Annotated in this window: 23 protein-coding genes; 11 read left to right on the top strand and 12 right to left on the bottom strand. The window is 70.0% G+C overall.

The genetic code is table 11. From position 1 onward, the window contains the following. Window positions 1-622: 622 nt before the first annotated feature. A complete protein-coding gene (locus tag ACFXC1_RS30385; RefSeq protein WP_381248451.1) occupies window positions 623-2,227 on the top strand; it encodes a sulfatase-like hydrolase/transferase in 1,605 nt (534 codons plus the stop codon). Here ACFXC1_RS30385 and dusB read toward each other — a convergent pair. After that, window positions 2,224-3,390, bottom strand: coding sequence for a tRNA dihydrouridine synthase DusB (gene dusB / locus ACFXC1_RS30380; RefSeq protein WP_381248321.1), 1,167 nt, complete (start codon window positions 3,388-3,390; stop codon window positions 2,224-2,226). The two genes, ACFXC1_RS30385 and dusB, sit on opposite strands and share 4 nt — an antisense overlap. 82 nt (window positions 3,391-3,472) lie before the next feature. Here dusB and ACFXC1_RS30375 point away from each other — a divergent pair, with 82 nt between their 5' ends. After that, complete coding sequence (locus ACFXC1_RS30375; protein ID WP_381248318.1) at window positions 3,473-4,918, top strand: MFS transporter; 1,446 nt, start codon at window positions 3,473-3,475, stop codon at window positions 4,916-4,918. Between the two features lie 87 nt (window positions 4,919-5,005). On the opposite strand, the gene ACFXC1_RS30370 is transcribed toward ACFXC1_RS30375, so the two are convergent. After that, complete coding sequence (locus ACFXC1_RS30370; RefSeq protein WP_381248315.1) at window positions 5,006-5,890, bottom strand: helix-turn-helix transcriptional regulator; 885 nt, start codon at window positions 5,888-5,890, stop codon at window positions 5,006-5,008. Window positions 5,891-5,991: 101 nt separating this feature from the next. Between ACFXC1_RS30370 and ACFXC1_RS30365 the strand changes: the two genes are divergently transcribed. The 4 genes from ACFXC1_RS30365 (at window position 5,992) to ACFXC1_RS30350 (ending at window position 9,180) form a co-directional block, all read left to right on the top strand. Next, a complete protein-coding gene (locus ACFXC1_RS30365; RefSeq protein WP_381248312.1) occupies window positions 5,992-7,419 on the top strand; it encodes an MFS transporter in 1,428 nt (475 codons plus the stop codon). Window positions 7,420-7,541: 122 nt separating this feature from the next. Next, window positions 7,542-7,748: a hypothetical protein gene (locus ACFXC1_RS30360; protein WP_381248310.1), complete on the top strand. Its 207-nt coding sequence runs from the start codon at window positions 7,542-7,544 to the stop codon at window positions 7,746-7,748. A gap of 81 nt (window positions 7,749-7,829) precedes the next feature. Further along, window positions 7,830-8,963 carry a serine hydrolase domain-containing protein gene (locus ACFXC1_RS30355; RefSeq protein ID WP_381248308.1) on the top strand — a complete coding sequence of 378 codons (1,134 nt, stop codon included), beginning with the start codon at window positions 7,830-7,832 and terminating at the stop codon, window positions 8,961-8,963. 37 nt (window positions 8,964-9,000) lie between these two features. Beyond that, window positions 9,001-9,180 (top strand): hypothetical protein, encoded by a 180-nt coding sequence (locus ACFXC1_RS30350; protein WP_381248305.1) that lies wholly within the window; start codon window positions 9,001-9,003, stop codon window positions 9,178-9,180. Window positions 9,181-9,193: 13 nt separating this feature from the next. Here ACFXC1_RS30350 and ACFXC1_RS30345 read toward each other — a convergent pair whose 3' ends face one another. Together ACFXC1_RS30345 and ACFXC1_RS30340 are read right to left on the bottom strand one after the other, a co-directional pair. Next, a complete protein-coding gene (locus ACFXC1_RS30345; protein WP_381248302.1) occupies window positions 9,194-9,778 on the bottom strand; it encodes a TetR/AcrR family transcriptional regulator in 585 nt (194 codons plus the stop codon). Between the two features lie 26 nt (window positions 9,779-9,804). Beyond that, entirely contained in the window at window positions 9,805-10,815 is a 1,011-nt protein-coding gene (locus tag ACFXC1_RS30340; protein WP_381248299.1) for an aldo/keto reductase, read from the bottom strand. 157 nt (window positions 10,816-10,972) lie between these two features. Between ACFXC1_RS30340 and ACFXC1_RS30335 the strand changes: the two genes are divergently transcribed. Then, a complete protein-coding gene (locus tag ACFXC1_RS30335; protein WP_381248296.1) occupies window positions 10,973-12,019 on the top strand; it encodes a chitinase in 1,047 nt (348 codons plus the stop codon). Between the two features lie 81 nt (window positions 12,020-12,100). On the opposite strand, the gene ACFXC1_RS30330 is transcribed toward ACFXC1_RS30335, so the two are convergent. Next, complete coding sequence (locus ACFXC1_RS30330; protein ID WP_381248293.1) at window positions 12,101-13,483, bottom strand: glycine--tRNA ligase; 1,383 nt, start codon at window positions 13,481-13,483, stop codon at window positions 12,101-12,103. Window positions 13,484-13,668: 185 nt separating this feature from the next. Here ACFXC1_RS30330 and ACFXC1_RS30325 point away from each other — a divergent pair, with 185 nt between their 5' ends. Genes ACFXC1_RS30325 through ACFXC1_RS30310 form a run of 4 tightly spaced genes read left to right on the top strand, consistent with a single transcriptional unit; the run spans window position 13,669 to window position 16,773 of the window. Then, window positions 13,669-14,625, top strand: a complete 957-nt coding sequence (locus ACFXC1_RS30325; protein ID WP_381248290.1) for a metal ABC transporter substrate-binding protein — start codon at window positions 13,669-13,671, stop codon at window positions 14,623-14,625. A gap of 17 nt (window positions 14,626-14,642) precedes the next feature. Then, on the top strand, window positions 14,643-15,395 hold the full coding sequence (locus ACFXC1_RS30320; RefSeq protein ID WP_381248287.1) for a metal ABC transporter ATP-binding protein: 753 nt from the start codon (window positions 14,643-14,645) through the stop codon (window positions 15,393-15,395). Beyond that, window positions 15,395-16,297 (top strand): metal ABC transporter permease, encoded by a 903-nt coding sequence (locus tag ACFXC1_RS30315; RefSeq protein ID WP_381248284.1) that lies wholly within the window; start codon window positions 15,395-15,397, stop codon window positions 16,295-16,297. Before ACFXC1_RS30320 ends, ACFXC1_RS30315 begins: the two co-directional genes overlap by 1 nt. Window positions 16,298-16,356: 59 nt before the next feature. Further along, complete coding sequence (locus tag ACFXC1_RS30310) at window positions 16,357-16,773, top strand: Fur family transcriptional regulator (RefSeq protein ID WP_381248282.1); 417 nt, start codon at window positions 16,357-16,359, stop codon at window positions 16,771-16,773. Window positions 16,774-16,776: 3 nt separating this feature from the next. On the opposite strand, the gene ACFXC1_RS30305 is transcribed toward ACFXC1_RS30310, so the two are convergent. The 7 genes from ACFXC1_RS30305 to ACFXC1_RS30275 all read right to left on the bottom strand — a co-directional run bounded on the left by ACFXC1_RS30305 (window position 16,777) and on the right by ACFXC1_RS30275 (window position 22,535). After that, entirely contained in the window at window positions 16,777-17,277 is a 501-nt protein-coding gene (locus ACFXC1_RS30305; RefSeq protein ID WP_381248280.1) for a YcxB family protein, read from the bottom strand. Window positions 17,278-17,340: 63 nt separating this feature from the next. Next, window positions 17,341-18,192 (bottom strand): isoprenyl transferase, encoded by an 852-nt coding sequence (locus tag ACFXC1_RS30300; protein ID WP_381248277.1) that lies wholly within the window; start codon window positions 18,190-18,192, stop codon window positions 17,341-17,343. Window positions 18,193-18,231: 39 nt separating this feature from the next. Then, window positions 18,232-18,981 carry a DNA repair protein RecO gene (gene recO / locus ACFXC1_RS30295; protein ID WP_381248274.1) on the bottom strand — a complete coding sequence of 250 codons (750 nt, stop codon included), beginning with the start codon at window positions 18,979-18,981 and terminating at the stop codon, window positions 18,232-18,234. Window positions 18,982-19,190: 209 nt separating this feature from the next. Further along, window positions 19,191-19,406, bottom strand: coding sequence for a hypothetical protein (locus tag ACFXC1_RS30290; protein WP_019074146.1), 216 nt, complete (start codon window positions 19,404-19,406; stop codon window positions 19,191-19,193). 249 nt (window positions 19,407-19,655) lie between these two features. After that, complete coding sequence (locus ACFXC1_RS30285; protein ID WP_381248272.1) at window positions 19,656-20,330, bottom strand: response regulator; 675 nt, start codon at window positions 20,328-20,330, stop codon at window positions 19,656-19,658. Continuing rightward, the gene (locus tag ACFXC1_RS30280; protein ID WP_381248270.1) at window positions 20,327-21,541 is read right to left on the bottom strand and encodes a sensor histidine kinase; all 1,215 of its coding nucleotides are present in this window, start codon (window positions 21,539-21,541) and stop codon (window positions 20,327-20,329) included. The genes ACFXC1_RS30285 and ACFXC1_RS30280 overlap by 4 nt, the downstream gene beginning before the upstream one ends. A 94-nt stretch (window positions 21,542-21,635) precedes the next feature. Continuing rightward, window positions 21,636-22,535, bottom strand: a complete 900-nt coding sequence (locus ACFXC1_RS30275) for a hypothetical protein (RefSeq protein ID WP_381248267.1) — start codon at window positions 22,533-22,535, stop codon at window positions 21,636-21,638. Between the last annotated feature and the right edge of the window lie 73 nt (window positions 22,536-22,608).

The raw sequence follows: 22,608 nt of genomic DNA, 5'->3' as shown, positions 1-22,608 counted from the left end.
AGCCGCGGCTGCCCCGGCCGCGACCGGAAGGGCCGCAGAAGCTCCTGCCGCACCCGGGAAGGCCGTAGCCGCTCCGGCCGAGGCCCCGGCAGACGCCACGACCGAAACCGGGTCCGCAGCGGTGAAGCCCCGGTCGGCCGCGAACAGTGCGGACACCGAGGCCGGCGCGGGTACTGAAGCCGTCGGCTCCGAGGCCCCGGACTCCGAGGCTGCCGAGAAGGCGACCGGCCCGGCCACGACCGCCGACCCCGACGTCCCGGTCACCGCACCGGACGTGGAACCCGCAGCCGCCCCCGGCGCCGAAGGCGACGCCGATGCCACCGCGCACGGAGCCGACGCCGACCACGAGATCGCCGCCTCTGACGCCGAAGTCGCCGACTCACCCGAGGCGGAAGCCGACCCCAAGGCTCCCGAAGCCGCCGCAGACGCCTCGACCGCCGCGGAACCCGAAGCCGACGCCGATCCCGAGGCCCCCGCCTCGGACACCACCCCCACCACCACTCCCCGCCCCACCCGCCCGGGCCCCCGCACCTGGAGCAGCCGACTGGGCCTGCGCCGGCGTGTGCGGAGCTGGCGGGAGAAGCACCCCGTCGCCGCGCGCGCCGTCTCCTGGACCGTCACCGTGCTCGCCGCCGTCATCGTCTACGTCTGCCTGCAGATGCCGACGACGCTGAACAGCCTGCGGCCCGCGGAGTTCATGCGGCTGCCCGCGGAGGCGATCATGGGGGCCGTCGTCCTGATGAGCCTGCCGCGCCGGCCGCGGATCGTGCTGGCGGCGTTCTCCGGTGCGCTGACCGCCGTCGTGGCGATCCTGAACATGCTCGACATGGGCTTCAACGAATACCTGGGCCGGGGCTTCAACGTCGTCCTGGACTGGAGCCTGTTCGCCGACGCGCGCGGCTATCTCTCGGACACGCTCGGCGGGACGGTCACCTCCCTCCTGACGGTCGGTGTCGTCCTCTTCGTGCTGCTGCTGATCGTCCTGGTCGCGCTGGCCACGGTCCGGCTGAGCAACCTGCTGGCCGCCCACAAGGCGGAGGCGTCCCGGGGCGCGCTGATCGCCGGCACGGTCTGGATCACCTGCACGGCCTTCGGCCTCCAGTTCGCCGGCGTGCCGCTCGCCGCGGACCACACCGCGGCGATCCTCAAGCTCCGCAGCCAGGCGATCCGCAACACCCTGCGCGACGAGGCGGAGTTCAAGAAGGTCGCCAAGGTCGACGCCTTCGGCAACACCCCGGGCAGCCAGCTCGTCCCGGACCTGCGCGGCAAGGACATGATCTTCACCTTCATCGAGAGCTACGGCCGCAGCGCGATCGAGGACCCGATCATGGCGCCCGGTGTCGACGAGACCCTCGCCGCCGACACCAAGGCCCTGTCGAAGGCGGGCTTCGCCGCGAAGAGCGGCTGGCTGACCTCGGCGACCTACGGCGGCAGCAGCTGGCTCGGCCACTCGACGACCATGTCGGGGCTGTGGGTCAACAACCAGCAGCGCTACCGCACGGTGATGGCGAGCGACCACCTGAGCCTGACCGACGCCTTCAAGAAGACCGGCGACTTCGACACCATCGGCGTGATGCCGGGTGTGCAGAAGGGCTGGCCCGAGCAGAGCTTCTACGGCCTCGACAAGGTCTACAACGCCTTCCAACTGGGCTACAAGGGACCGAAGTTCAGCTGGTCGACGATGCCCGACCAGTACACCCTGGAGCAGTTCCAGCAGCGGGTGCACAGCAAGCCGCGCGCCGACGGCAAGTCGCTGATGTCGATGATCATCCTGACGTCCAGCCACCAGCCGTGGGCGCCGATCCCGAAGCTCGTCCCGTGGGACCAGCTGGGCAACGGTTCGATCTTCGACGCGATCGAGAAGGCCGGCAACAAGGCCTCCGACGTCATCGCCGACACCACCAAGTCCCGCGAGGAGTACGGCAAGTCGATCCAGTACTCGGTGGACTCCCTCACCCAGTGGCTGGAGCGCTACGGCAACGACAACACCGTGCTCGTCTTCCTCGGCGACCACCAGCCGATCGCCCGGGTCAGCGGCAACCACGCCAGCCGTGACGTGCCGATCTCGATCGTCGCGAAGGATCCCAAGGTCCTTGCGAAGATCGACAGTTGGAACTGGACGGACGGCCTGCGCCCCGCGCACGACGCCCCGGTCTGGAAGATGAGCGCCTTCCGCGACAAGTTCCTCACGGCATACGGCTCGACGCCCCACCCGAAGACCAACTAGCCACCCGAGGTGTCGAGTTCGGCGTCCTCGCCGATCCCCGCGCAGTCGTAAGGGTCCTTCAGCCAACCGTCGGGCAGCACTACCCTGTTGTTGCCCGACGTACGGCCGCGGGGCCCGTCGGCGCCTGCGGGCCAGGGCTGGTCGAGGTCCAACTCGTCGAGGCCGGAGCGGAGTTCGTCCAGCGAGGACGTGATGGCGAGGCGCTTGCGCATCTCGCTGCCGACCGCGAAGCCCTTGAGGTACCAGGCGACGTGCTTGCGGAAGTCGATGACACCCCGCGCCTCGTCCCCGATCCACTCCCCCAGCAGCGTCGCGTGCCGCACCATGACATCGGCGACCTCGCGCAACGACGGTTCCAGGACGTCCTGTTCACGTCCTTCGAAGGCCGCCACCAGGTCCGCGAACAGCCACGGGCGCCCGAGGCAGCCGCGGCCGACCACGACCCCGTCGCACCCGGTCTCCCGCACCATCCGCACCGCGTCCTGCGCCGACCAGATGTCGCCGTTGCCGAGCACGGGGATCTCCGGCACATGCTCCTTCAGACGCGCGATCGCATCCCAGTCCGCCGTACCGCCGTAGTGCTGGGCGGCCGTGCGGCCGTGCAGTGCGATGGAGGTGACGCCCTCCTCGACGGCGATGCGGCCCGCGTCGAGGAACGTGATGTGGTCGTCGTCGATGCCCTTGCGCATCTTCATGGTGACGGGCAGGTCCCCGGCCCCGCTGACGGCCTCGCGGAGGATCGCCCGCAGCAGGTTCCGCTTGTACGGCAGCGCGGAGCCGCCGCCCTTGCGGGTGACCTTCGGGACCGGGCAGCCGAAGTTGAGGTCGATGTGGTCGGCGAGGTCCTCGTCCGCGATCATGCGGACGGCCTTGCCGACGGTCGCCGGGTCCACGCCGTACAGCTGGATCGAGCGCGGCTTCTCGCTCGCGTCGAAGTGGACCAGCTGCATGGTCTTCTCGTTGCGCTCGACCAGCGCCCGCGTCGTGATCATCTCGCTGACGAACAGGCCCTTGCCGCCGCTGAACTCCCTGCACAGGGTGCGGAAGGGCGCGTTGGTGATCCCGGCCATGGGGGCCAGGACGACGGGCGGCGAGACGGTGTGCGGGCCGATCTGCAAAGGGGTCACAGTCGGCGACACGGACAGGGAAGCGGGCGTGGACATTGCTCCATTGTGGCGTACCGGCAGAGATCATGTATCGGTAATTAGTTAGACGCACTATCGAGTTTCGCGTACGATGGTTCGCATGCCCGAGCTCAGCCCCCGCCGCCGCATGCTGGTGCTCGCGATCTGCTGCATGAGTCTGCTGATCGTGAGCCTGGACGTCACCATCCTGAACGTCGCGCTGCCCGCCATGCAGACCGATCTGCACGCGAGCACCTCCGGTCTCCAGTGGACGATCGACGCGTACACCCTGGTCCTCGCCTCCCTGCTGATGCTCGCGGGCTCCACCGCCGACCGGATCGGCCGCAAACGGGTCTTCGTCGTCGGCCTGGTGGTCTTCAGCCTGGGCTCGCTGCTCTGCTCCCTCGCGCCCGACCTGAACACGCTGATCTGGTTCCGCATGATCCAGGCGGTCGGCGGCTCGATGCTCAACCCGGTCGCCATGTCGATCATCACCAACACCTTCACGGAGCCTCGCGAGCGCGCCCGGGCGATCGGCGTGTGGGGTGCGGTCGTCGGGATATCGATGGCCGCCGGACCCCTGATCGGCGGCCTGCTGGTCGACTCGGTCGGCTGGCGCTCGATCTTCTGGATCAACCTGCCGGTGGGGGTGGCCGCGCTGCTGCTCACCCTGAAGTTCATCCCGGAGTCACGCGCACCCAAGGCCAGGCGTGCCGACCCGGTCGGCCAGCTGCTGGTGATCGCCCTGTTCGGCTCGCTGACGTACGCGATCATCGAGGCGCCGGACTCGGGTTTCACCGCGATCCTGCCCTTCGCGGCGCTCGCCCTGGTCGCCCTGGTCGGCCTCGTCCGGTACGAGCCGCGCCGCGACGAACCCCTCATCGACCTGCGCTTCTTCCGCTCCGCGCCGTTCAGCGGGGCCACGGTGATCGCGATCAGCGCGTTCTCGGCGCTGGGCGGCTTCCTGTTCCTGTCCACGCTGTATCTGCAGAACGTGGTCGGTCTGGACGCGCTGCACGCCGGGCTGTGGATGCTGCCGATGGCGGTGCCGACGTTCCTCTGCGCGCCGTTCTCCGGGCGGCTGGTGGGCAGTCGGGGTCCTCGCATACCCCTCCTGATCGCGGGCTCCGCGATGACCGTGAGCGCGGTGCTGTTCGCCGGGTTCGAGGCGGAGACGTCCAACGTCTCGCGGTTCATCGGGTACTTGCTGTTCGGCATCGGCTTCGGCTTCGTGAACGCGCCGATCACCAACACCGCGGTGTCCGGAATGCCTCGCGCTCAAGCGGGTGTTGCGGCGGCCGTCGCCTCCACGAGCCGGCAGCTGGGGCAGACCCTCGGGGTCGCGGTGGTCGGCGCGGTGCTGGCCTCCGGGATCGGCTCGTCGTCGTACAAGGACACGTTCGTCTCGGCGGCTCGGCCCGGCTGGTGGATTCTCGTGGCGTGCGGTCTGGCCGTACTGGTGCTGGGCGCGGTGACCAGCGGCCCCTGGGCCCGGCGGACCGCCGAGCGCACGGCGGAGAAGCTGTCGTCCGTCGAGGTGCGCGAGGCGGCGGGGATCAGCGCGTAGTTGTGCGAGTGCGGGTCCGTTGTGGCTGGTCACGCCCGCGCGGCGGAGCCGCACAGGTCACAGCCCCGCGCCTGAAAGCAGAAGCACTCACCTCGCCAGTGCTATTGCGTGCAGCCGCTCCAGTTTCGCCCTCGTCTCCTCGTCCGCCGGAACGTACGTCACCATCCTCGGGCCCGTCGACGGGCCCAGCCACAGGTCGGTGTGGTCGACGGTGATGCGGCCCACGTGCGTGTTGCGGAACTCCTTGCGGCGGGGTGTCGCGCCCACGACCTCGTGGCGGTCCCAGACGTCGCAGAACTCGGGTGACGTGCGCAGCCGCATGAGCAGGGTCTTCCAGGTGGGGTCGGCGAGGTGGCCCGCCATGGAGCCCCGGAAGCGGGCTGCCATGAGCCGTTGGGTCTTCTCCAGGTGCACGATCGACGACCGCCACTCCTCGTGCGTGTAGGAGAGGATCATGCAGTTGCGGTCCTCGGGCGGCACCGCGCCCATGTCGCACAGCAGCATTCCGTAGGTGCGGTTGTAGGCGAGGATGTCGTACCGGGCGTTCTGGAGGCAGGCCGGGATCGGGTCCAGCTGGTCCAGCATCTCCCGCAGGGCCGGCGTGACGACCGGGCATTCCGTCGCCGGCCGCGGGTCGGCCGCGTCGGCCAGCCGGAAGAGGTGAGCGCGCTCGCTCGGGTCGAGCAGCAGGGTGCGGGCCAGCGCGTCGAGGACCTGTACGGAGACCTGGATGTCCCTGGCCTGTTCGAGCCACGTGTACCAGGTGACGCCGACCGCGGCGAGCTGCGCGACCTCCTCGCGGCGCAGGCCGGGTGTACGGCGCCGGGTTCCGCGCGGCAGGCCGACCTGCTCGGGGGCGATGTGCTCGCGGCGGTGGCGCAGGAACGCGGCGAGTTCATGGCGCCGGACCGTCGACTCGGTCTGCGGGACCACCGCTGTCTCTGTCGCCGTCTCCTGTGCCATGGTCGTCATGTCTCCAGTCTGACGCCGCACCGACCCTGTTTCCAGGTAGTCCTTCTACCAGGATAAGGACACTCTGGTACCAGTCTGAGGACAGACGCACGCTGGTCGACGTGACCGAAACCATCGCTTCCCGTACCGCCAGGTCCCCGGCGGCGCCACCCGTGCTCGGCGGCCTCGGACTGTTCACGGTGCTGCTGGCCGCGGCGCTGCCCCTCATCGACTTCTTCATCGTCAACGTGGCCCTGCCGACCATCGGCAGGGACCTCTCGGCGAGCGAGGCCGTCCTCGAACTCGTCGTCGCCGGCTACGGAGTCTCGTACGCCGTGCTGCTCGTCCTCGGCGGCCGGCTCGGCGACCTGTTCGGGCGCCGCCGGCTCTTCCTCGGCGGGATGGCCGCCTTCGGCGTGACCTCGCTGGCCTGCGGCCTCGCGCCCACCGCGTGGACGCTGGTCGCCGCGCGGATCGCGCAGGGCGCGGCCTCCGCCGCGATGCTCCCGCAGGTCCTCGCCACCATCCAGGCCGCGACCCAGGGCCCGCGCCGCGCCAAGGCGATGGGCCTGTACGGCGCGACGGCCGGCCTCGCCATGGTGGCCGGCCAGATCCTCGGCGGGGTGCTGGTCGCCGCCGACATAGCCGGTACCGGCTGGCGCGCGGTGTTCCTGGTGAACGTGCCGGTCGTCGTCCTGGGCCTGTTCCTGGCCGTCAAGGTCGTACCGGAGACGCGTTCCCAGCACCCGGAGCCGGTGGACGTGCCCGGCACCTTCCTGCTCGGAGCCTCCCTGCTGGCGCTGCTGGTGCCGCTGACCGAGGGCCGGGCGGCGGGCTGGCCGCTGTGGACGTGGCTGTCGCTGGCCGCGTTCCCGGGGATCGTGTCCGCGTTCTACGCGGTGGAGCGCAGGGCGGACCGGCAGGGCCGTACGCCGCTGGTGCCGCCGAGTCTGCTGGCGCTGACCTCGCTGCGGCGCGGGCTGGCGCTGATCCTGCCGTTCGGGATGGGCTTCAGCGGGTTCATGTTCGTGATCGCGGTGGCGCTTCAGCGCGGTGCGGGACTGGGCCCGGTGGCCGCGGGCCTGGCGCTGGTGCCGCTGGCGGTGACCTTCTTCTTCACCTCGCTCGCCGGGCCGCGGCTGGTGACCCGGTACGGCACCCGGGTCGTGACGGCCGGTTCGGTCGTGCAGGCGGTGGGTCTTGGCCTGATCGTGCTGGCCGCGTGGCGTTCCTGGCCGCACCTCGGCTTTGTGGAACTGCTTCCCGGGGCGGCGGTCGCCGGCGTGGGTCAGGCGCTCCAACTGCCCATCATCTTCCGGATCATCCTGTCCGAGGTGCCGCCGGCCCGCGCCGGTGTGGGCGCGGGCGTGATGGTGACCACCCAGCAGTCGGCGCTGGCCCTCGGCGTGGCCACGCTCGGCACGCTGTTCCTGTCGCTGATCCCGGGCATGGGCATGCGGGACGCGCTGGTGACCACGCTGTTGGTGCAGCTGGCGGGTGTGGTGCTGACCGGGCTGCTCAGCCTGCGGCTGCCGCGCGCGATCGGCTGAAAGCCGGACGAACCACCGGATGACATGTTCACAGCTTGGACAACTCGGCGTGAATTGCGCCCCGTTGATGTTGGTCTTGCTGCACACTCCTTGCCGGACACTCCTGAGCGGAGGCGAGGCGCATGTTGCAGATCAACACGAGCAAGGTGAGCCGCTGGGACCAGCACGGGCGGGAACATGTCGTCCGCGTGCAGCGCAAGGGCGCGCAGCGCATGATCGTGTGCGACACCTGCGGCTGGAAGAAGAGCGCGCAGTTCCTGCCCTGGCTGAAGGCGGAGGAGCATCTGGCCGAGGAGCACCAGGCGACGGTGGATCCGTCCACCGACTGACCGGGAAGCGATGAGTTCGCGGGACGGGGAGAGTCGTATCCGGCGAATCCGATACGACTCTCCGAACCGGAAGGCCGACCGATGAGCTCTCTCCACGACCTCCTACGACAACGCGTCGACGACGGCACCGTGCCGGGGGCAGTGGGCCTGGTCGCCCGCCGCGACGACATCGAGGTGGTGGCCGTCGGCTCCGCCGACGTCGAAGGCACCGCTCCGATGGCCCGCGACTCGATCTTCCGGATCGCGTCGATCACCAAGCCGATCACGGCGGCGGCGCTGCTGACACTGGTGGACGAGGGCCGGATCGGGCTCGACGACCCGGTGGCCGAGTGGCTCCCGGAGCTGGCGAAGCCGATGGTGGTCCGCACCCCCGCGAGCCCCGTCGACGACGTCGTACCGGCCGACCGCCCGGTCACCGTCGAGGACCTGCTCAGCTTCCGCACCGGCTGGGGACTCCCCAGCGACTTCGAACTGCCCGCCGCGCAGGCCCTGTTCACGATCCAGGACCACAGCCGCCCCTTCGGGGACTGGCCCGACCCCGACACCTGGCTGGGCCGGCTCGCCCAGGTGCCGATGCTCCACCAGCCGGGCGAGGCCTGGCTCTACGGCACCTCGTCCGCCCTCCAGGGCATCCTGGCCGCCCGGGTGTCGGGCCGCACCCTCCCCGACTTCCTGGCGGAACGGATCTTCGAACCGCTGGGCATGCGGGACACCGGCTTCGAGGTACCGGCCTCGAAACGAGACCGCTTCACCTCGTCCTACGCCCCCGCAGCGGACGGCTCCCTGCGCCTGACGGACACCCCGGACGGCGACTACGGCCGCCTGCCGCGCTTCCCCTCGGGCGGCGGGGCCCTGGTCTCCACAGCCGACGACTGGCTGGCCTTCGCCCGCATGCTGCTGGCCGGCGGACAGGGAATCCTCACCCCCACCTCGGTGAGCCGGATGACGACGAACCACCTCACCGCCGACCAGCGCGAGGCCGCGACCCTCTTCCTTGAGGGCCAGGGCTGGGGCTACGGCGGCCAGGTCGACGTCACCCCCATCGACCCGTGGAACGTCCCCGGCCGCTACGGCTGGATCGGCGGCACCGGCACCACGGCCCACATCGTGCCGCCGACGGACACGGTGACGATCCTGCTGACCCAGGTGGCGATGACGGGCCCGACACCGATGCGGCTGATGCGGGAGTTCTGGGAGTGCGCGGCGGGGCGCTGACCCTGCCGAGTCGCCGTCGCGGCCGACCGGCGTGAGCATGGACGGGCGTGATCCGGCGAGTCCGAGCGCGATGGGCTCGATCACCGTCAAGGCCGGTGACCAGGTGACCGGCAGCAGCTACTCGCTCACCGCGAAGCTCAACGCCAAGGGCCAGAAGCATCTGCGGATCGCGGCCGGCACGACCTGCTCGCCGACCGTCACCGTCAAGGTGACGTGACCGGAGCCGGCCGTCAGCCGCGCAGCCCGCGCAGCAACAGCTCCACCAGTGCCTCGAACTCCGCGTCCGCGCCCGGCTTCCGCCACTCCCGCACGTAGGACGGGTCGTGGAAGCGGCCGGTGGCCTGGAAGACGGCGCGGGCGGCGACGGCCGGGTCGGGGACGGTGAAGACGCCGGTGGCGATCCCCGCCCGGACGATCTCGGTGAGCTGACCGGTCAGCTCGTCGATGTGCCCGCCGACCACCTCGCCCGCCTCCTCGGCGAGAACCGAGTAGGTGGCGAAGAGTTCCGGATCGCCGCCCGCCTTCTGCCGCTTGGCCTCGAACAGCCCCGCCAGCCAGTCCCGCAGCCGCTGCTCCGGGTCGCGGTCCTCCGTCACGAAACGGGACAGGGTCTGCGACGTCCGGTCCAGCCAGCGCCGGGTGACCGCCTCCCGCAGCGCGGCCTTCGTGCGGAAGTGCCGGTAGACGGTGCCATGACTGACGCCGAGCGCGCGGGCCACGTCCACCACGGTCGCCTTCGCGGGGCCATGGCGGCGCAGCACCTCCTCGGTCGCTTCGAGGATGCGCTCGGCGGTCAGGGTCTCGCTCGCTGCCATGGAGAAGACCGTACCCGCAGGCCGGATCAGCGCTCGCTGTCGAGGTGCGCCATCGCCGCGGCCGGGTAGCGCTCGCCGAGCGCCGAGTCCGCCGGTACGGCCGCCTCGATCGCGGCGAGGTCGGCCGCGTCGAGTACGACGTCCAGCGCGCCCAGCGACTCCGTCAGCCGCTCCCGGGTGCGGGCGCCGATCAGCGGCACGATGTCCTCACCCCGGGACAGCACCCAGGCGATGGCGAGCTGCGCGACCGAGACGCCCTTCTCCTCTGCGATCTTCCGCAACTGCTCGACCAGGCCCAGGTTGTGCCGGAGGTTCTCGCCCTGGAAGCGCGGGGAGTGCGCCCGGTAGTCGCTCGCGCCGAGTTGGCGGTCGGCGCCGAAGTGCCCGGAGATCAGCCCCCGGGACAGCACGCCGTACGCGGTGACGGAGATGCCCAGTTCACGGGTGGTCGGCAGGACACGGTCCTCGATGCCCCGGGTGATCAGCGCGTACTCCAGCTGCACGTCCGCGATGGGGGCTACGGCGGCGGCCCGGCGGATGGTGTCGGCGCCGGCCTCGCTGAGGCCGATGTGGCGGACGTACCCCTTCTCGACCAGCTCCGCGATCGCGCCGACCGTCTCCTCGATCGGCACGCCGGGGTCGACCCGGGCGATGCGGTAGACGTCGATGTGGTCGACGCCGAGGCGCTGGAGGGAGTAGGCGGCGAAGTTCTTCACGGCGGCGGGCCGGCCGTCGTAGCCGTTCCAGCCGCCCTCCGGGTCGCGCAGGGCCCCGAACTTCACGCTGGTGAGGGCCTGTTCGCGGCGGGCGGCGGGGGCGGTGCGCAGGGCCTCGCCGATCAGCATCTCGTTGTGGCCCATGGCGTAGAAGTCGCCGGTGTCGAGGAGCGTGACGCCCGCTTCGAGGGCCGCGTGGATGGTCGCGATGGACTCGCTCCGGTCCGCCTCGCCGTACAGCGCGGACATGCCCATGCAGCCGAGGCCGAGGGCGGGGACCTGGGGGCCGGTGGTTCCGAGGGAACGCGTGGGGATCGTCATGCGCCTCACTCTGCCATGACAGATGACAGATTTCAATATCTGTCATTCCAACTTCCAACTCCCCACTCGCGCGATCCAGACCTCTTGACGAAAGGTCTGGACCACGCGCACTGTCATGCCTACGACACCTCACCGCACCCCCACCGGGAGGCCCCGTATGCTCCGTCGCGCCCTGCGCCTGCTCGCCGCCGCCCTGACGACGGCCTGCCTCGCCCAACTCCCCGTCGCCGGAGCCGCGTCCGCGGCCGACACCTGCGCGGTCAAGTCCCGCCCGGCCGGCAAGGTCCTCCAGGGCTACTGGGAGAACTGGGACGGCTCCGCCAACGGCGTCCACCCGCCCTTCGGCTGGACCCCGATCACCAACTCCGCGATCGCCGGCCACGGTTACAACGTGATCAACGCGGCCTTCCCGGTCATCCGCTCGGACGGAACGGCCCTCTGGGAGGACGGCATGGACACGGGCGTGAAGGTGGCCACGCCCGCCGAGATGTGCGCGGCGAAGGCGTCCGGCCGGACGATCCTGCTGTCGATCGGCGGCGCCGCGGCGGGCATCGACCTCAACTCCTCCACCGTGGCGGACAAGTTCGTCTCGACGATCGTCCCGATCCTGAAGAAGTACAACTTCGACGGCATCGACATAGACATCGAAACGGGCCTGGTAGGCAGCGGCAGCATCACCCAACTCTCCACGTCCCAGGCCAACTTGATCCGCATCATCGACGGCGTCCTCGCCCGGATGCCGTCCGGCTTCGGCCTGACGATGGCCCCGGAGACCGCCTACGTCACCGGTGGCAGCATCACGTACGGCTCGATCTGGGGCGCGTACCTCCCGATCGTCAAGAAGTACGCCGACAACGGCCGCCTGTGGTGGCTCAACATGCAGTACTACAACGGCAGCATGTACGGCTGCTCCGGCGACTCGTACTCCGCCGGCACGGTCGCGGGCTTCACCGCCCAGACCGACTGCCTCAACAGGGGCCTGGTCGTCCAGGGCACGACGATCAGGGTCCCCTACGACAAGCAGGTCCCGGGCCTGCCCGCCCAATCGGGCGCGGGCGGCGGCTACATGACCCCGTCCCTGGTCTCCCAGTCCTGGAAGCACTACGGCACGTCCCTCAAGGGCCTGATGACCTGGTCGATCAACTGGGACGGCTCGAAGAACTGGACGTTCGGCGACAACGTGAAGGCGCTGCAAGGGCGTTGAGACCCCATGCATGGAGACCCCATGCGAAAGGCCGGACGAGCCGCTCGGCCCGTCCGGCCTTTCGTTTGAGCGGACTTGGGGCTAGGCGCCGATCAGGCGCGCCGCGAGGTAGCCCTCGATCTGGTCCAGCGACACCCGCTCCTGCTTCATCGAGTCGCGCTCGCGGACCGTCACCGCGTTGTCCTCGAGGGTGTCGAAGTCGACCGTCACGCAGTACGGCGTGCCGATCTCGTCCTGGCGGCGGTAGCGGCGGCCGATGGCGCCGGCGTCGTCGAACTCGATGTTCCAGTTCTGCCGGAGCGTCGCCGCGAGGCCCTTGGCCTTCGGGGACAGCTCGGTGTTGCGGGACAGCGGGAGCACCGCGACCTTCACCGGGGCCAGGCGGTGGTCCAGGCGCAGCACCGTGCGCTTCTCCAACTTGCCCTTGGCGTTGGGCGCTTCGTCCTCGACGTACGCGTCGAGCAGGAACGCCAGCATCGCGCGGCCGACACCCGCGGCCGGCTCGATGACGTAGGGCGTCCAGCGCTCCTGGGCCTCCTGGTCGAAGAAGACGAGGTCCTGGCCGGAGGCCTTGGAGTGCGCGGTGAGGTCGTAGTCGGTGCGGTTGGCGACGCCCTCCAGCTCACCCCACTCGTTGCCGCCGAACTGGAAGCGGTACTCGATGTCGGCGGTGCGCTTGGAGTAGTGGGAGAGCTTCTCCTTGGGGTGGTCGTACCACCGCATGTTCTCCTCGCGCATGCCCAGGCCCGTGTACCAGTTCCAGCGCTCCTGCATCCAGTACTCCTGCCACTTCTCGTCCTCGCCCGGCTTGACGAAGAACTCCATCTCCATCTGCTCGAACTCGCGGGTGCGGAAGATGAAGTTGCCGGGCGTGATCTCGTTGCGGAAGGACTTGCCCATCTGCGCGATGCCGAACGGCGGCTTCTTGCGCGAAGCGACCTGCACCTGGGCGAAGTTGGTGAAGATGCCCTGGGCGGTCTCGGGGCGCAGATAGGCGACGGAGCCGGTGTCCTGCGTCGGGCCCAGGTGGGTGGAGAGCAGGCCCGAGAACTCCTTGGGCTCGGTGAACTGGCCCTTGTTGCCGCAGTTGGGGCAGTTGATGTCGGCCAGGCCGTTCTGGGGGGCGCGGCCGTGCTTGGCCTCGTACGCCTCCTCCAGGTGGTCCGCGCGGAACCGCTTGTGACAGGAGGTGCACTCGGTCAGCGGGTCCGAGAAGGTGGCGACATGGCCGGAGGCAACCCATACCTCGGGGGCCAGGATCACGGACGAGTCGATACCGACCACGTCCTCGCGCGACGTCACCATGTAGCGCCACCACTGGCGCTTCAGGTTCTCCTTGAGCTCGACACCGAGGGGTCCGTAGTCCCAGGCGGCCTTCTGGCCGCCGTAGATCTCACTGCTGGGGAATACGAAGCCACGGCGCTTGCTCAGGCTGACGATGGTGTCGATCTTGTCGGCGGCCACGATGCTCTCTTCATGACGAATGGACGGTAAGGAGGGGCGGCGCGAAGCGCCTCGATGGGGGGTGGTGGTCGGGAGGCGGGCGGGCGAATGACTTAGGTTACCGGCGTCTCCCGCCCTCGTATCAAATCGGTTCCCTGACCACAGCTTGTTGACAACGGTTTCCATCTCAGTTGAAAATGACTGTCATGAACGTACGACGACGCCACATATCCGGGATCGCGATAGCCGCGGCCACCGCCCTCGGGCTCGGGACCCTCTCCGCCTGCTCCGACAGCGCGGCGGCCGCCAACACGGACAAGTTCGACGTCGTCGCGTCGTTCTACCCGCTCCAGTACCTCGCCGAGCAGATCGGCGGGAGTCACGTCCACGTCACCAGCCTCACCAAGCCCGGCCAGGAACCGCACGACCTGGAGATCAGCGCGCAGCAGACCGCCGCGCTCGGCGAGTCCGACGCGGTGCTCTACCTCAAGAACCTCCAGCCCGCCGTCGACGACGCGGTGAGCCAGTCCGGGCTCAAGACGAAGATCGACGCGGCCTCCCTGACCACGCTGGAGAAGCACGGCAACGAGGTCGGCGGCCACGCGGCCTCCCACGACACCTCCAAGAACGAGGAACTGGCCGGCCTCGACCCCCACATCTGGCTCGACCCGGTGCGCTACGCCCAGGTCGCCGAGGGCGTCGCCAAGGCCTTCGAGAAGGCCGACCCGAAGAACGCGGCCGACTACAGGACGCGCACCGCGGCACTGGTCAAGAAGCTGGACGCGCTCGACACCGAGTTCAGGACCGGCCTCGCCAATACCAGGACCAAGGTGTTCATCACCACGCACGCCGCCTTCGGCTACCTCGCCGAGCGCTACGGCCTCACCGAGGAGGCCATCAACGGCCTCGACCCCGAGTCGGAGCCCAGTGCCGAGCGCGTGAAGGACCTTGAGAAGATGGCCAAGGCCGACGGCGTCACCACCGTGTTCTACGAGACGCTCGTCAGCGACAAGACCGCGAAGACCGTCGCCGCCGACGCGAACCTGAAGACCGACGTCCTCGACCCCATCGAGGGCATCACCGAGAAGTCCCGCGGCACCGACTACATCGCGGTCCAGCGGGCCAACCTCAAGGCGCTGCAGACCGCGCTGGGAACCAAGTGACCGTTACGGAGGACGTCATGGCCGAGCCCGTCATATCGCTGCGCGGAGTCCGCGCCGAGCTGGGTTCGCGCCCCGTCCTGCGCGGCATCGACCTCACCGTGCGCCGCGGTGAGGTCGTCGCGCTGCTCGGCGCCAACGGCTCCGGCAAGTCGACCGCGATCCGCACGATCATCGGCCAAGTCCCGCTGAGCGAGGGCGAGATCGAGCTCTTCGGCACGGACCGGGCGCGTTTCCGGGACTGGCGGCGCGTGGGCTACGTACCGCAGCGCACCACGGCCGCGGGCGGAGTGCCCGCCACGGTCACCGAGATCGTCACCTCCGGCCGCCTCTCCCGCACCCGCTTCGGCCTGCTGCGCAAGGCCGACCACGCGGCCGTACGGCACGCCCTGGAGCTGGTCGGCATGGCGGACCGCGCCAAGGACTCGGTCAACGCGCTGTCCGGCGGCCAGCACCAGCGGGTGCTGATCGCCCGCGCGCTCGCCGCCGAACCCGAACTGCTGATCATGGACGAGCCGATGGCGGGTGTCGACCTGGCGAGCCAGCAGGTCCTCGCGGACACCCTGTCCCGCCAAGTCGCCGAGGGCACAACGGTGTTGCTCGTCCTGCACGAACTCGGCCCGCTGGAGCCCCTGATCGACCGCGCGGTCGTACTCCGTGACGGCTGCGTCCAGCACGACGGCCCGCCCCCGCGCGCCCTGGGCCAGCACGCGCTGCCCGGCCACGACCACGTACACCCGCACGAGCCGCTTCACACGGGACTGCTGAGCTGATGGACTTCCTGAACTACGCCTTCATGCAGCGGGCCCTGCTCGCCGCCGTCCTGGTCGGCATCACCGCCCCCGCCGTCGGCATCTACCTCGTCATGCGCCGCCAGGCCCTCATGGGCGACGGCATCGGCCACGTGGCCATGACGGGCGTCGGCCTCGGCTTCCTCCTGAACACCTCGCCGGTCTGGATGGCCACCGGAGTCTCCGTCCTCGGCGCGATCCTCATGGAACTGATCCGCTGGTACGGCAAGACCCGCGGCGACATCGCCCTCGCGATGCTCTTCTACGGCGGTATGGCCGGCGGCGTGATGTTCATCAACCTCGCGCCCACCGGCTCCAACGCGAACCTCACGTCGTACCTCTTCGGATCGCTCTCGACGGTCTCGCAGTCCGACGTGACCGCGATCTGCCTGCTCGCCGCCTTCGTGGTGGTGGTCACGCTGGGGCTGCGCAGGCAGCTGTTCGCGGTGAGCCAGGACGAGGAGTTCGCGCGGGTCACCGGGCTGCCGGTGCGCGCGCTGAACCTGCTGACGGCGGTCACGGCGGCCGTGACGGTGACGGTCGCGATGCGCGTGGTGGGCCTGCTGCTGGTGTCGGCGCTGATGGTGGTCCCGGTGGCCGCCGCCCAGCAGCTGAGCCGGAGCTTCGCCGCGACCTTCGTGATCGCGGTGGCGATCGGCGTGAGCGTGACCATCGGCGGCACGGTCACCTCGTACTACCAGAACGTCCCGCCCGGCGCGACGATCGTGCTGCTGACCATCGGCGCGTTCATCGCGTTCACCGCCCTCGCGACCCCGCTCGGCCGCCGCCGGGCCCGTGCGGCGGCCGCCGCGCGGCCCGCCGGGGACCCGGTGGAGTGCGTGATTCCAGCCACCCGGGGGGCCGCCGACGAGGTCGGCGTCTGACCAAGCACAGTCCGGGCTGGCACAATGGCCCGGCAAAGTGCAGATGTGAGGAGGCAACGGTGACGACGGCCGGCCCGCCCGTGAAGGGACGATCCACCCGCCAGCGTGCCGCCGTGTCGGCGGCGCTCAACGAGGTCGACGAGTTCCGCAGCGCCCAGGAACTGCACGACATGCTCAAGCACAAGGGCGACTCGGTCGGCCTGACCACGGTCTACCGCACCCTCCAGTCCCTCGCCGACTCCGGCGAGGTGGACGTCCTGCGCACCGACGACGGCGAGTCCGTCTACCGCCGCTGCTCCAGCGGCGATCACCACCACCACCTCGTCTGCCGCGTCTGCGGCAAGGCGGTCGAGGTCGAGGGCCCGGCCGTGGAGAAGTGGGCGGAGGCGATCGCGGCGGAACACGGCTATGTGAACGTGGCGCACACGGTCGAGATCTTCGGAACGTGCGCGGAGTGCGCGGCGGCGGCCGGTTAGGTCCTAGACCCGGCTCAGGTGGGCGTCGAGGATCGCCCGCAGCCGGTCCACGTCGGCGGGGTCCGGCAGGGCGCGCTTGGGCAGCACCGTGAAGGTGAGGGCGTTCTTCTCGGGGCTGAACAGGTAGAAGCCCTCCGCCGTCTCCCGGTAGCGGGGCTGCACGGTCCATTGGAGCGATGTGGACGCGTCGTCGGTGGCCACCGACACCCCGGCGTCCGTCACGGTCACGCGGAACACACCCCGCCGCTCCGCGACGCGATGGAACTGGCGGGCCGTGAGCCAGGGTTGGAACACCAACAGCAGGACGGCCGCGAGCACACCGGCCAGCAGCGGGACCGGCACCGACTTGCCCGAGGCCAGTGCTCCCGCCACCGCCACGCCGGTGAAGAAGGCCGCGACGGCGATCAGCCACACCTGTCTTCGCGCCGACCGGCTGACCCGCCTGCGCGCTCTCAGCGCCGCCGTGTAGTCCTCGACGGTCGGCCGGTACTCCAGCTCGACCACTTGCCCCGTCGTATCGCGCGTATCCCGCCCCATGTCCATGAGGCGGGATCGTAGCCGCAACGACTAGCCCTCCTCGGGCCGCCCCCGCATCTCCGCCTCCATCGCGAGCAGCTTCTCGTTCGGTACCGCGCCGCCGAACCGCCGGTCCCGCTGGGCGAACTCGACGCAGGCGCGCCACAGGTCGCGGCGGTCGAAGTCCGGCCACAGGACGTCCTGGAAGACCATCTCGGCGTAGGCGCTCTGCCAGATCAGGTAGTTGGAGGTGCGCTGTTCCCCGCTGGGCCGCAGGAACAGGTCCACCTCCGGCATGTCCGGGTAGTACATGTACTTGGCGAAGGTCTTCTCGTCGACCTTGGCCGGGTCCAGCCGGCCCGCCCGCACGTCCTCGGCCAATGCCCTTGCCGCGTCGGCGATTTCGGCCCGCCCGCCGTAGTTCATGCAGAAGTACAGGGTGAGCGCGTCGTTGTTCTTGGTCTGCTCCTGGGCGATCTGGAGCTCCTTGGCGACCGACCGCCACAGCTTGGGCATCCGACCCACCCACCGCACCCGGATGCCGAGTTCGTCGAGGGTGTCGCGGGTCTTGCGGATGAAGTCGCGGTTGAAGTTCATGAGGAAGCGCACCTCGTCGGGCGAGCGCTTCCAGTTCTCGGTGGAGAAGGCGTACAGCGAGATCGCGCCGACGCCCATCTCGACGCCGCCCTGCAGCACGTCCAACACCCGCTCGGCGCCGACCTTGTGGCCCTCGGTGCGCGGCAGCCCCCGCTCCTTCGCCCACCGCCCGTTGCCGTCCATGACGATCGCCACGTGCTTCGGGATCAGCTCACCGGGCAGCTTCGGCGCACGGGCCCCGGACGGGTGCGGCTCCGGCGCCTTGTACTCGCGCCGCTGGCGCCCCAGGATCCCGCGTACGGCCATGTGCTTCTCGTCTCCTCTTTCTTTACTTTCTGTGACCTGCTACGACTTTTCCACGTACCGCAGCGAGCGCAGCCCGCGTTCCAGATGCCAGTGCAGATAGGCGGACACCAGCCCGCTCCCCTCCCGCACATGACGCGCCTCGCACGCGTCCGCCGTCTCCCAGTCTCCCGTGAGCAGCGCACCGAGCAGTTCGAGGGCCTGCGGTGAGGGTACGACGCTCCCGGCCACCCGGCAGTCGGCGCAGACGACCCCGCCGGACGCCACGGAGAAGAACCGGTTGGGTCCGGCCATCCCGCACTTCGCACAGTCCCCGAAGCTCGGGGTGTACCCGTTGACCGCGAGCGACCGCAGCAGGAACGCGTCGAGAATCAGATGCGGCGCGTGCTCCCCGCCGGCCAGCGTCCGCAACCCGCCCACCAGCAGCAGATACTGCTGTACGGCGGGCTCGCCCTCGTGGTCGGTGAACCGCTCGGCGGTCTCCAGCATGGCCGTACCGGCGGTGTACCGAGCGTAGTCGGCGACAATCCCGCCACCGTACGGAGCGATGGTCTCACTCTGGGTGCACAACGGCAGCCCGCGGCCGACGAGTTCGCTCCCCCGCGCGAAGAACTGCACGTCCACATGCGAGAAGGGCTCCAGCCTGGCCCCGAACTTCGACTTGGTCCGCCGCACCCCGCGCGCCACCGCGCGTACCCGCCCGTGACCCCGCGTGAGCAGCGTGATGATCCGGTCCGCCTCACCGAGTTTCTGGGTCCGCAGGACAATGCCGTCGTCCCGGAAGAGACTCATCGGGCACCCCCGCGGGTTTTCTGCCGGGGGTACGGCCCTCGGCGGAGCCGCCATTGGATGCAGTGCCCCCCGGGAGGCTGCAGCATGATCCGGTCCGCCTCACCCGGCTTCTGGGTGCGCAGCACGATGCCGTCGTCGCGGAACAGACTCATGGCGCCCATTGTCCCCTACGGCCCGGCGGCCCTACGACGTTCCCGGGCACCGCCGGCTCAGGGCACCTCGCCGCGGCTGCGGGCGTTCGCGTACGCGGTCGCCGCGCTCAGCCGCTCGGCCGGGGTCGCGTCGCGCACGGCGGCCGGTTCGGCGTCCCACTCCCGCCCGCCGCCGTACGGCCGCAGCTGGACGTAGGGTCCCTCGTGCCCCATGACGATGCCCACTCTCCCGGTCCGGGTGTCCACGGCGACCGATCCGACAGTCGGCTTCATCGCACTCCTCGCACCCGAACAACTCCGGCGACCAACGGCACCGACCACGATTCCCTCAAGGTGTCCTCCGCCTCCGATCAGTGTGCCCACACCTGGCTCCCCTCCCCTTCCGGGTTTCACGCTTCTCCTCTCCGGGGTGCCCTGCTGCGCCTACACTCGGCGGGAGTCTGTCGACCACACGGCGGCCACAAGTCCGGTGCGTACAAAGGGCGTTGGCCATGGCCAACTGTTCGAGCGGCGGGGCGCCGGCTAGCCGACGGACACAAGTCCCGCCTCGTAGGCGATGATCACCAGCTGGACCCGGTCACGGGCGTCCAGCTTCGTGAAGAGCCGGGTCAGATAGGTCTTCACCGTGGCGACGCCGATGCAGAGCTCGGCCGCGATCTCCGTGTTGGACAGGCCGGAGCCGACCAGGGTCAGCACCTCGCGTTCCCGTTCGGTGATGCCCCTCAACTCGCGGCGGGTGCGGGCCTGTTCGGGGCGGGACGCGGCGAAGTGCCCGATGAGGCGCCGGGTCACGCTCGGGGCGATCAGGGCTTCCCCGGCGGCCACCACCCGTACCGCGCCGATGATGTCGTCCAGGGCCATGTCCTTGACCAGGAACCCGGACGCGCCGGCGCGCAACGCGCCGTAGACGTGATCGTCGTCGTCGAAGGTGGTGAGGACGAGGACCCGGGCCGACGCCGAACTCCCCGACGGATCGGTGGTGATGCCGCGGGTGGCCTCGATGCCGTCCATCCCGGGCATGCGGATGTCCATCACCACGACGTCCGGGGCGAGTTCGGCCGTCAGCCGCACCGCCTCGGCTCCGGTGGCCGCCTCCCCGACGACCTCCATGTCGTCGATGTCGGCCATCACCATCCGCAGTGCCGTACGGATGAGCTGCTGGTCGTCGGCGAGGAGCACGCGGACGGGGCCGTTCACCGGGCCACCGTCGCCGGTGCCGGAAGGCGGACCGCGACCCGGAAGCCGCCCTCGGGGCGCGGTGCCGCGGTGAACTCCCCGTGCAGCAGCGCCACTCGCTCCCGCATACCGGCCAGCCCGAAGCCGGTGCCGGTGCCGGTGCCGATGCCGGTTTCGTGGCCGCGTCCGTCGTCCGTGACCTCCAGGGCGAGTTCGTCCTCGCGGTAGTCGAGGGTGACCCGGCAGGCGCGGGTGCCCGCGTGCCGTACAACGTTGGTGACGGACTCCTGGACGATGCGGAACGCCGACAGGTCGATGTCGGGCGGGAGTTGACGCGGTTCGCCGCGGCGGCGCACCTCGACCCGTACCCCGGCCGCCGTGGTCGTCGCGGCGAGCCGGTCGATGTCGCCGAGTCCGGCGGCCACGACGGGGACCTCGCCGTCGGCCGCCCGCAGCGCGACCAGCATGCGGCGCAGCCCGGCCAGGGTCTCCCGGCCCTCACGCTCCACCGCCCGCATCGCCTCCCGCGCGGCCTCCGGCTGGGTGGTGGTGACCCGGGCCGCCGCGCCCGCCTGGAGGGCGATGATGCCGATGCTGTGGGCCACGGTGTCGTGCATCTCCCGGGCGATCCGCAGGCGTTCGGCGGTGACGGCCTGGGTCGCGGCCTGGGTGGTGAGCCGCTCGGTGTACGCGCGGGTCTGCCGCACGGAGTTGCCGATCAGCCACGCGACGACGGCCATGAGGGCGAGCGCCGACCAGCTCCGCCAGTCGCCACGGCCGGTGTCGTGGAGCGCGTCGAGGGGGCGGCCGAGGCCGACGCGGGTGAGCTCGTAGGCGGGGAGTACGGCGATCGCGAGGGCGAGGGCCAGGAGGCCGCGGCGCCGGTCGGCGGTCGCGGCGAGCCGGCCCACGGCGACGGCGAGCGCCGTGTAGTGGAACAGGCCCAGGGTCAGCCCGTCCAGCCCCAGCGTCAGGGCGTACGTACCGGCCAGCAGCAGCCCGAACCCGGACAGCGGACGCGGGCGCAGCAGCGTGCAGCCGGACAGCGCGAGCACACTGCCCGACACGATGAGCGCCCAGCCGTAGGGCGTGGGCGGCAACAACCCGGACGGCATGAAGGGCAGATGGAAGAAGGCCCGGATCGAGAACAGCGTGCCGTAGGTCCAGGGCACACCCGCCCAGACGCCCGGCGATACTCGCTTGAGCAGGGGCAGCGGCGGGGAGGCGGGCATGGGGTGATCGTAGGAGCGCGGGGTGGGTGGGGTCATCGGCCTGGGGGTGTACGACCCGGGTCGGCAGTGGTGGTCGTGGAGCCGCGGGGTGAAGTCAGAGGGACCCCGATCCGGTTTCTCGGCCCTCCTCCCAGAGTTCGTCGAAGCGTTTCCTCCGCCCACTGAGGCGTGACGCCCACGCGTTCAGTGTGGTGGTGGGGTTGCCCTGTGTACGGTCGGCGGTCAACTCGTAGCAGAGTTGGTCGTCGAAGATGACGCAGTCGTTGATGGGGCCGCCTCTGAGGTCATGAGGCAGTTCGGATCTGACCACGACCCTCGTTTCTATGCGCCGTCGCTCTTGGCTCCGGCAGATCTCCTCCAGGTCCCCGTTGACGTCGGCCACGGTCTCGACGATGAACACGCGCCTCACGACCACGCCCCGCCCGATCGCCTCGCTCTGCACGTCCAGATAGCGGCGCGCGGGTTCGGTCACCCAGAAGGCCAGGTCGACGGAGCTGCTGATGGCGTCGACACTTCGCTGGGCGCAGCCCGTAAGTCCGAAGAGCCAGTCATTGTTCTCGCCAGGCCATTCGGTGGTCCCCCCGGTGAGGTTGACCATGGTCGACGCGAGCCGGGCCAACTCCGCGCGAGCGAAGGACTTCACGATGCCCGGGCCTTGCGACTGCACCTCTGTGGCACTCTGCAACAGCAGCTTCACGTCCTCGGTGTCCAGTCCCGCCTGGTCCAACTTCCCGAAGATCCCGGTCACTTCACCGACCTGCATGAACTTCTCGCTGACCAGGTTCTTCATGTCGCGGTGATGCGTCACGAGCGCGCTCTCCACCGATGCCAGCCGTCGCTCGAAGTCGATCATGTACTGGACGATGAGCGCGGCACCGCCGATGACGATGGAGACCGCCAACTGCCACAACTCGTCCTGGGACTGGTTGATCAGGTTGGTGATCACGTACGCGATGGTGGCCACGACGACGGTGACCAGTGTCTTCAGCAACACGGGAGGTATGCGCACTCCACCCGCCGACGCCGGACTCGGTATCCCGGACTCTCCGTCCATGTCTGCCTCTCCC

The organism is Streptomyces hokutonensis, assembly GCF_042751305.1.
In the GTDB taxonomy this organism is placed as follows: Bacteria; Actinomycetota; Actinomycetes; order Streptomycetales; family Streptomycetaceae; genus Streptomyces; species Streptomyces hokutonensis_A.
Note: the sequence above shows the minus strand (reverse complement) of the source record. Positions and strands in the feature narration are given on the sequence as shown.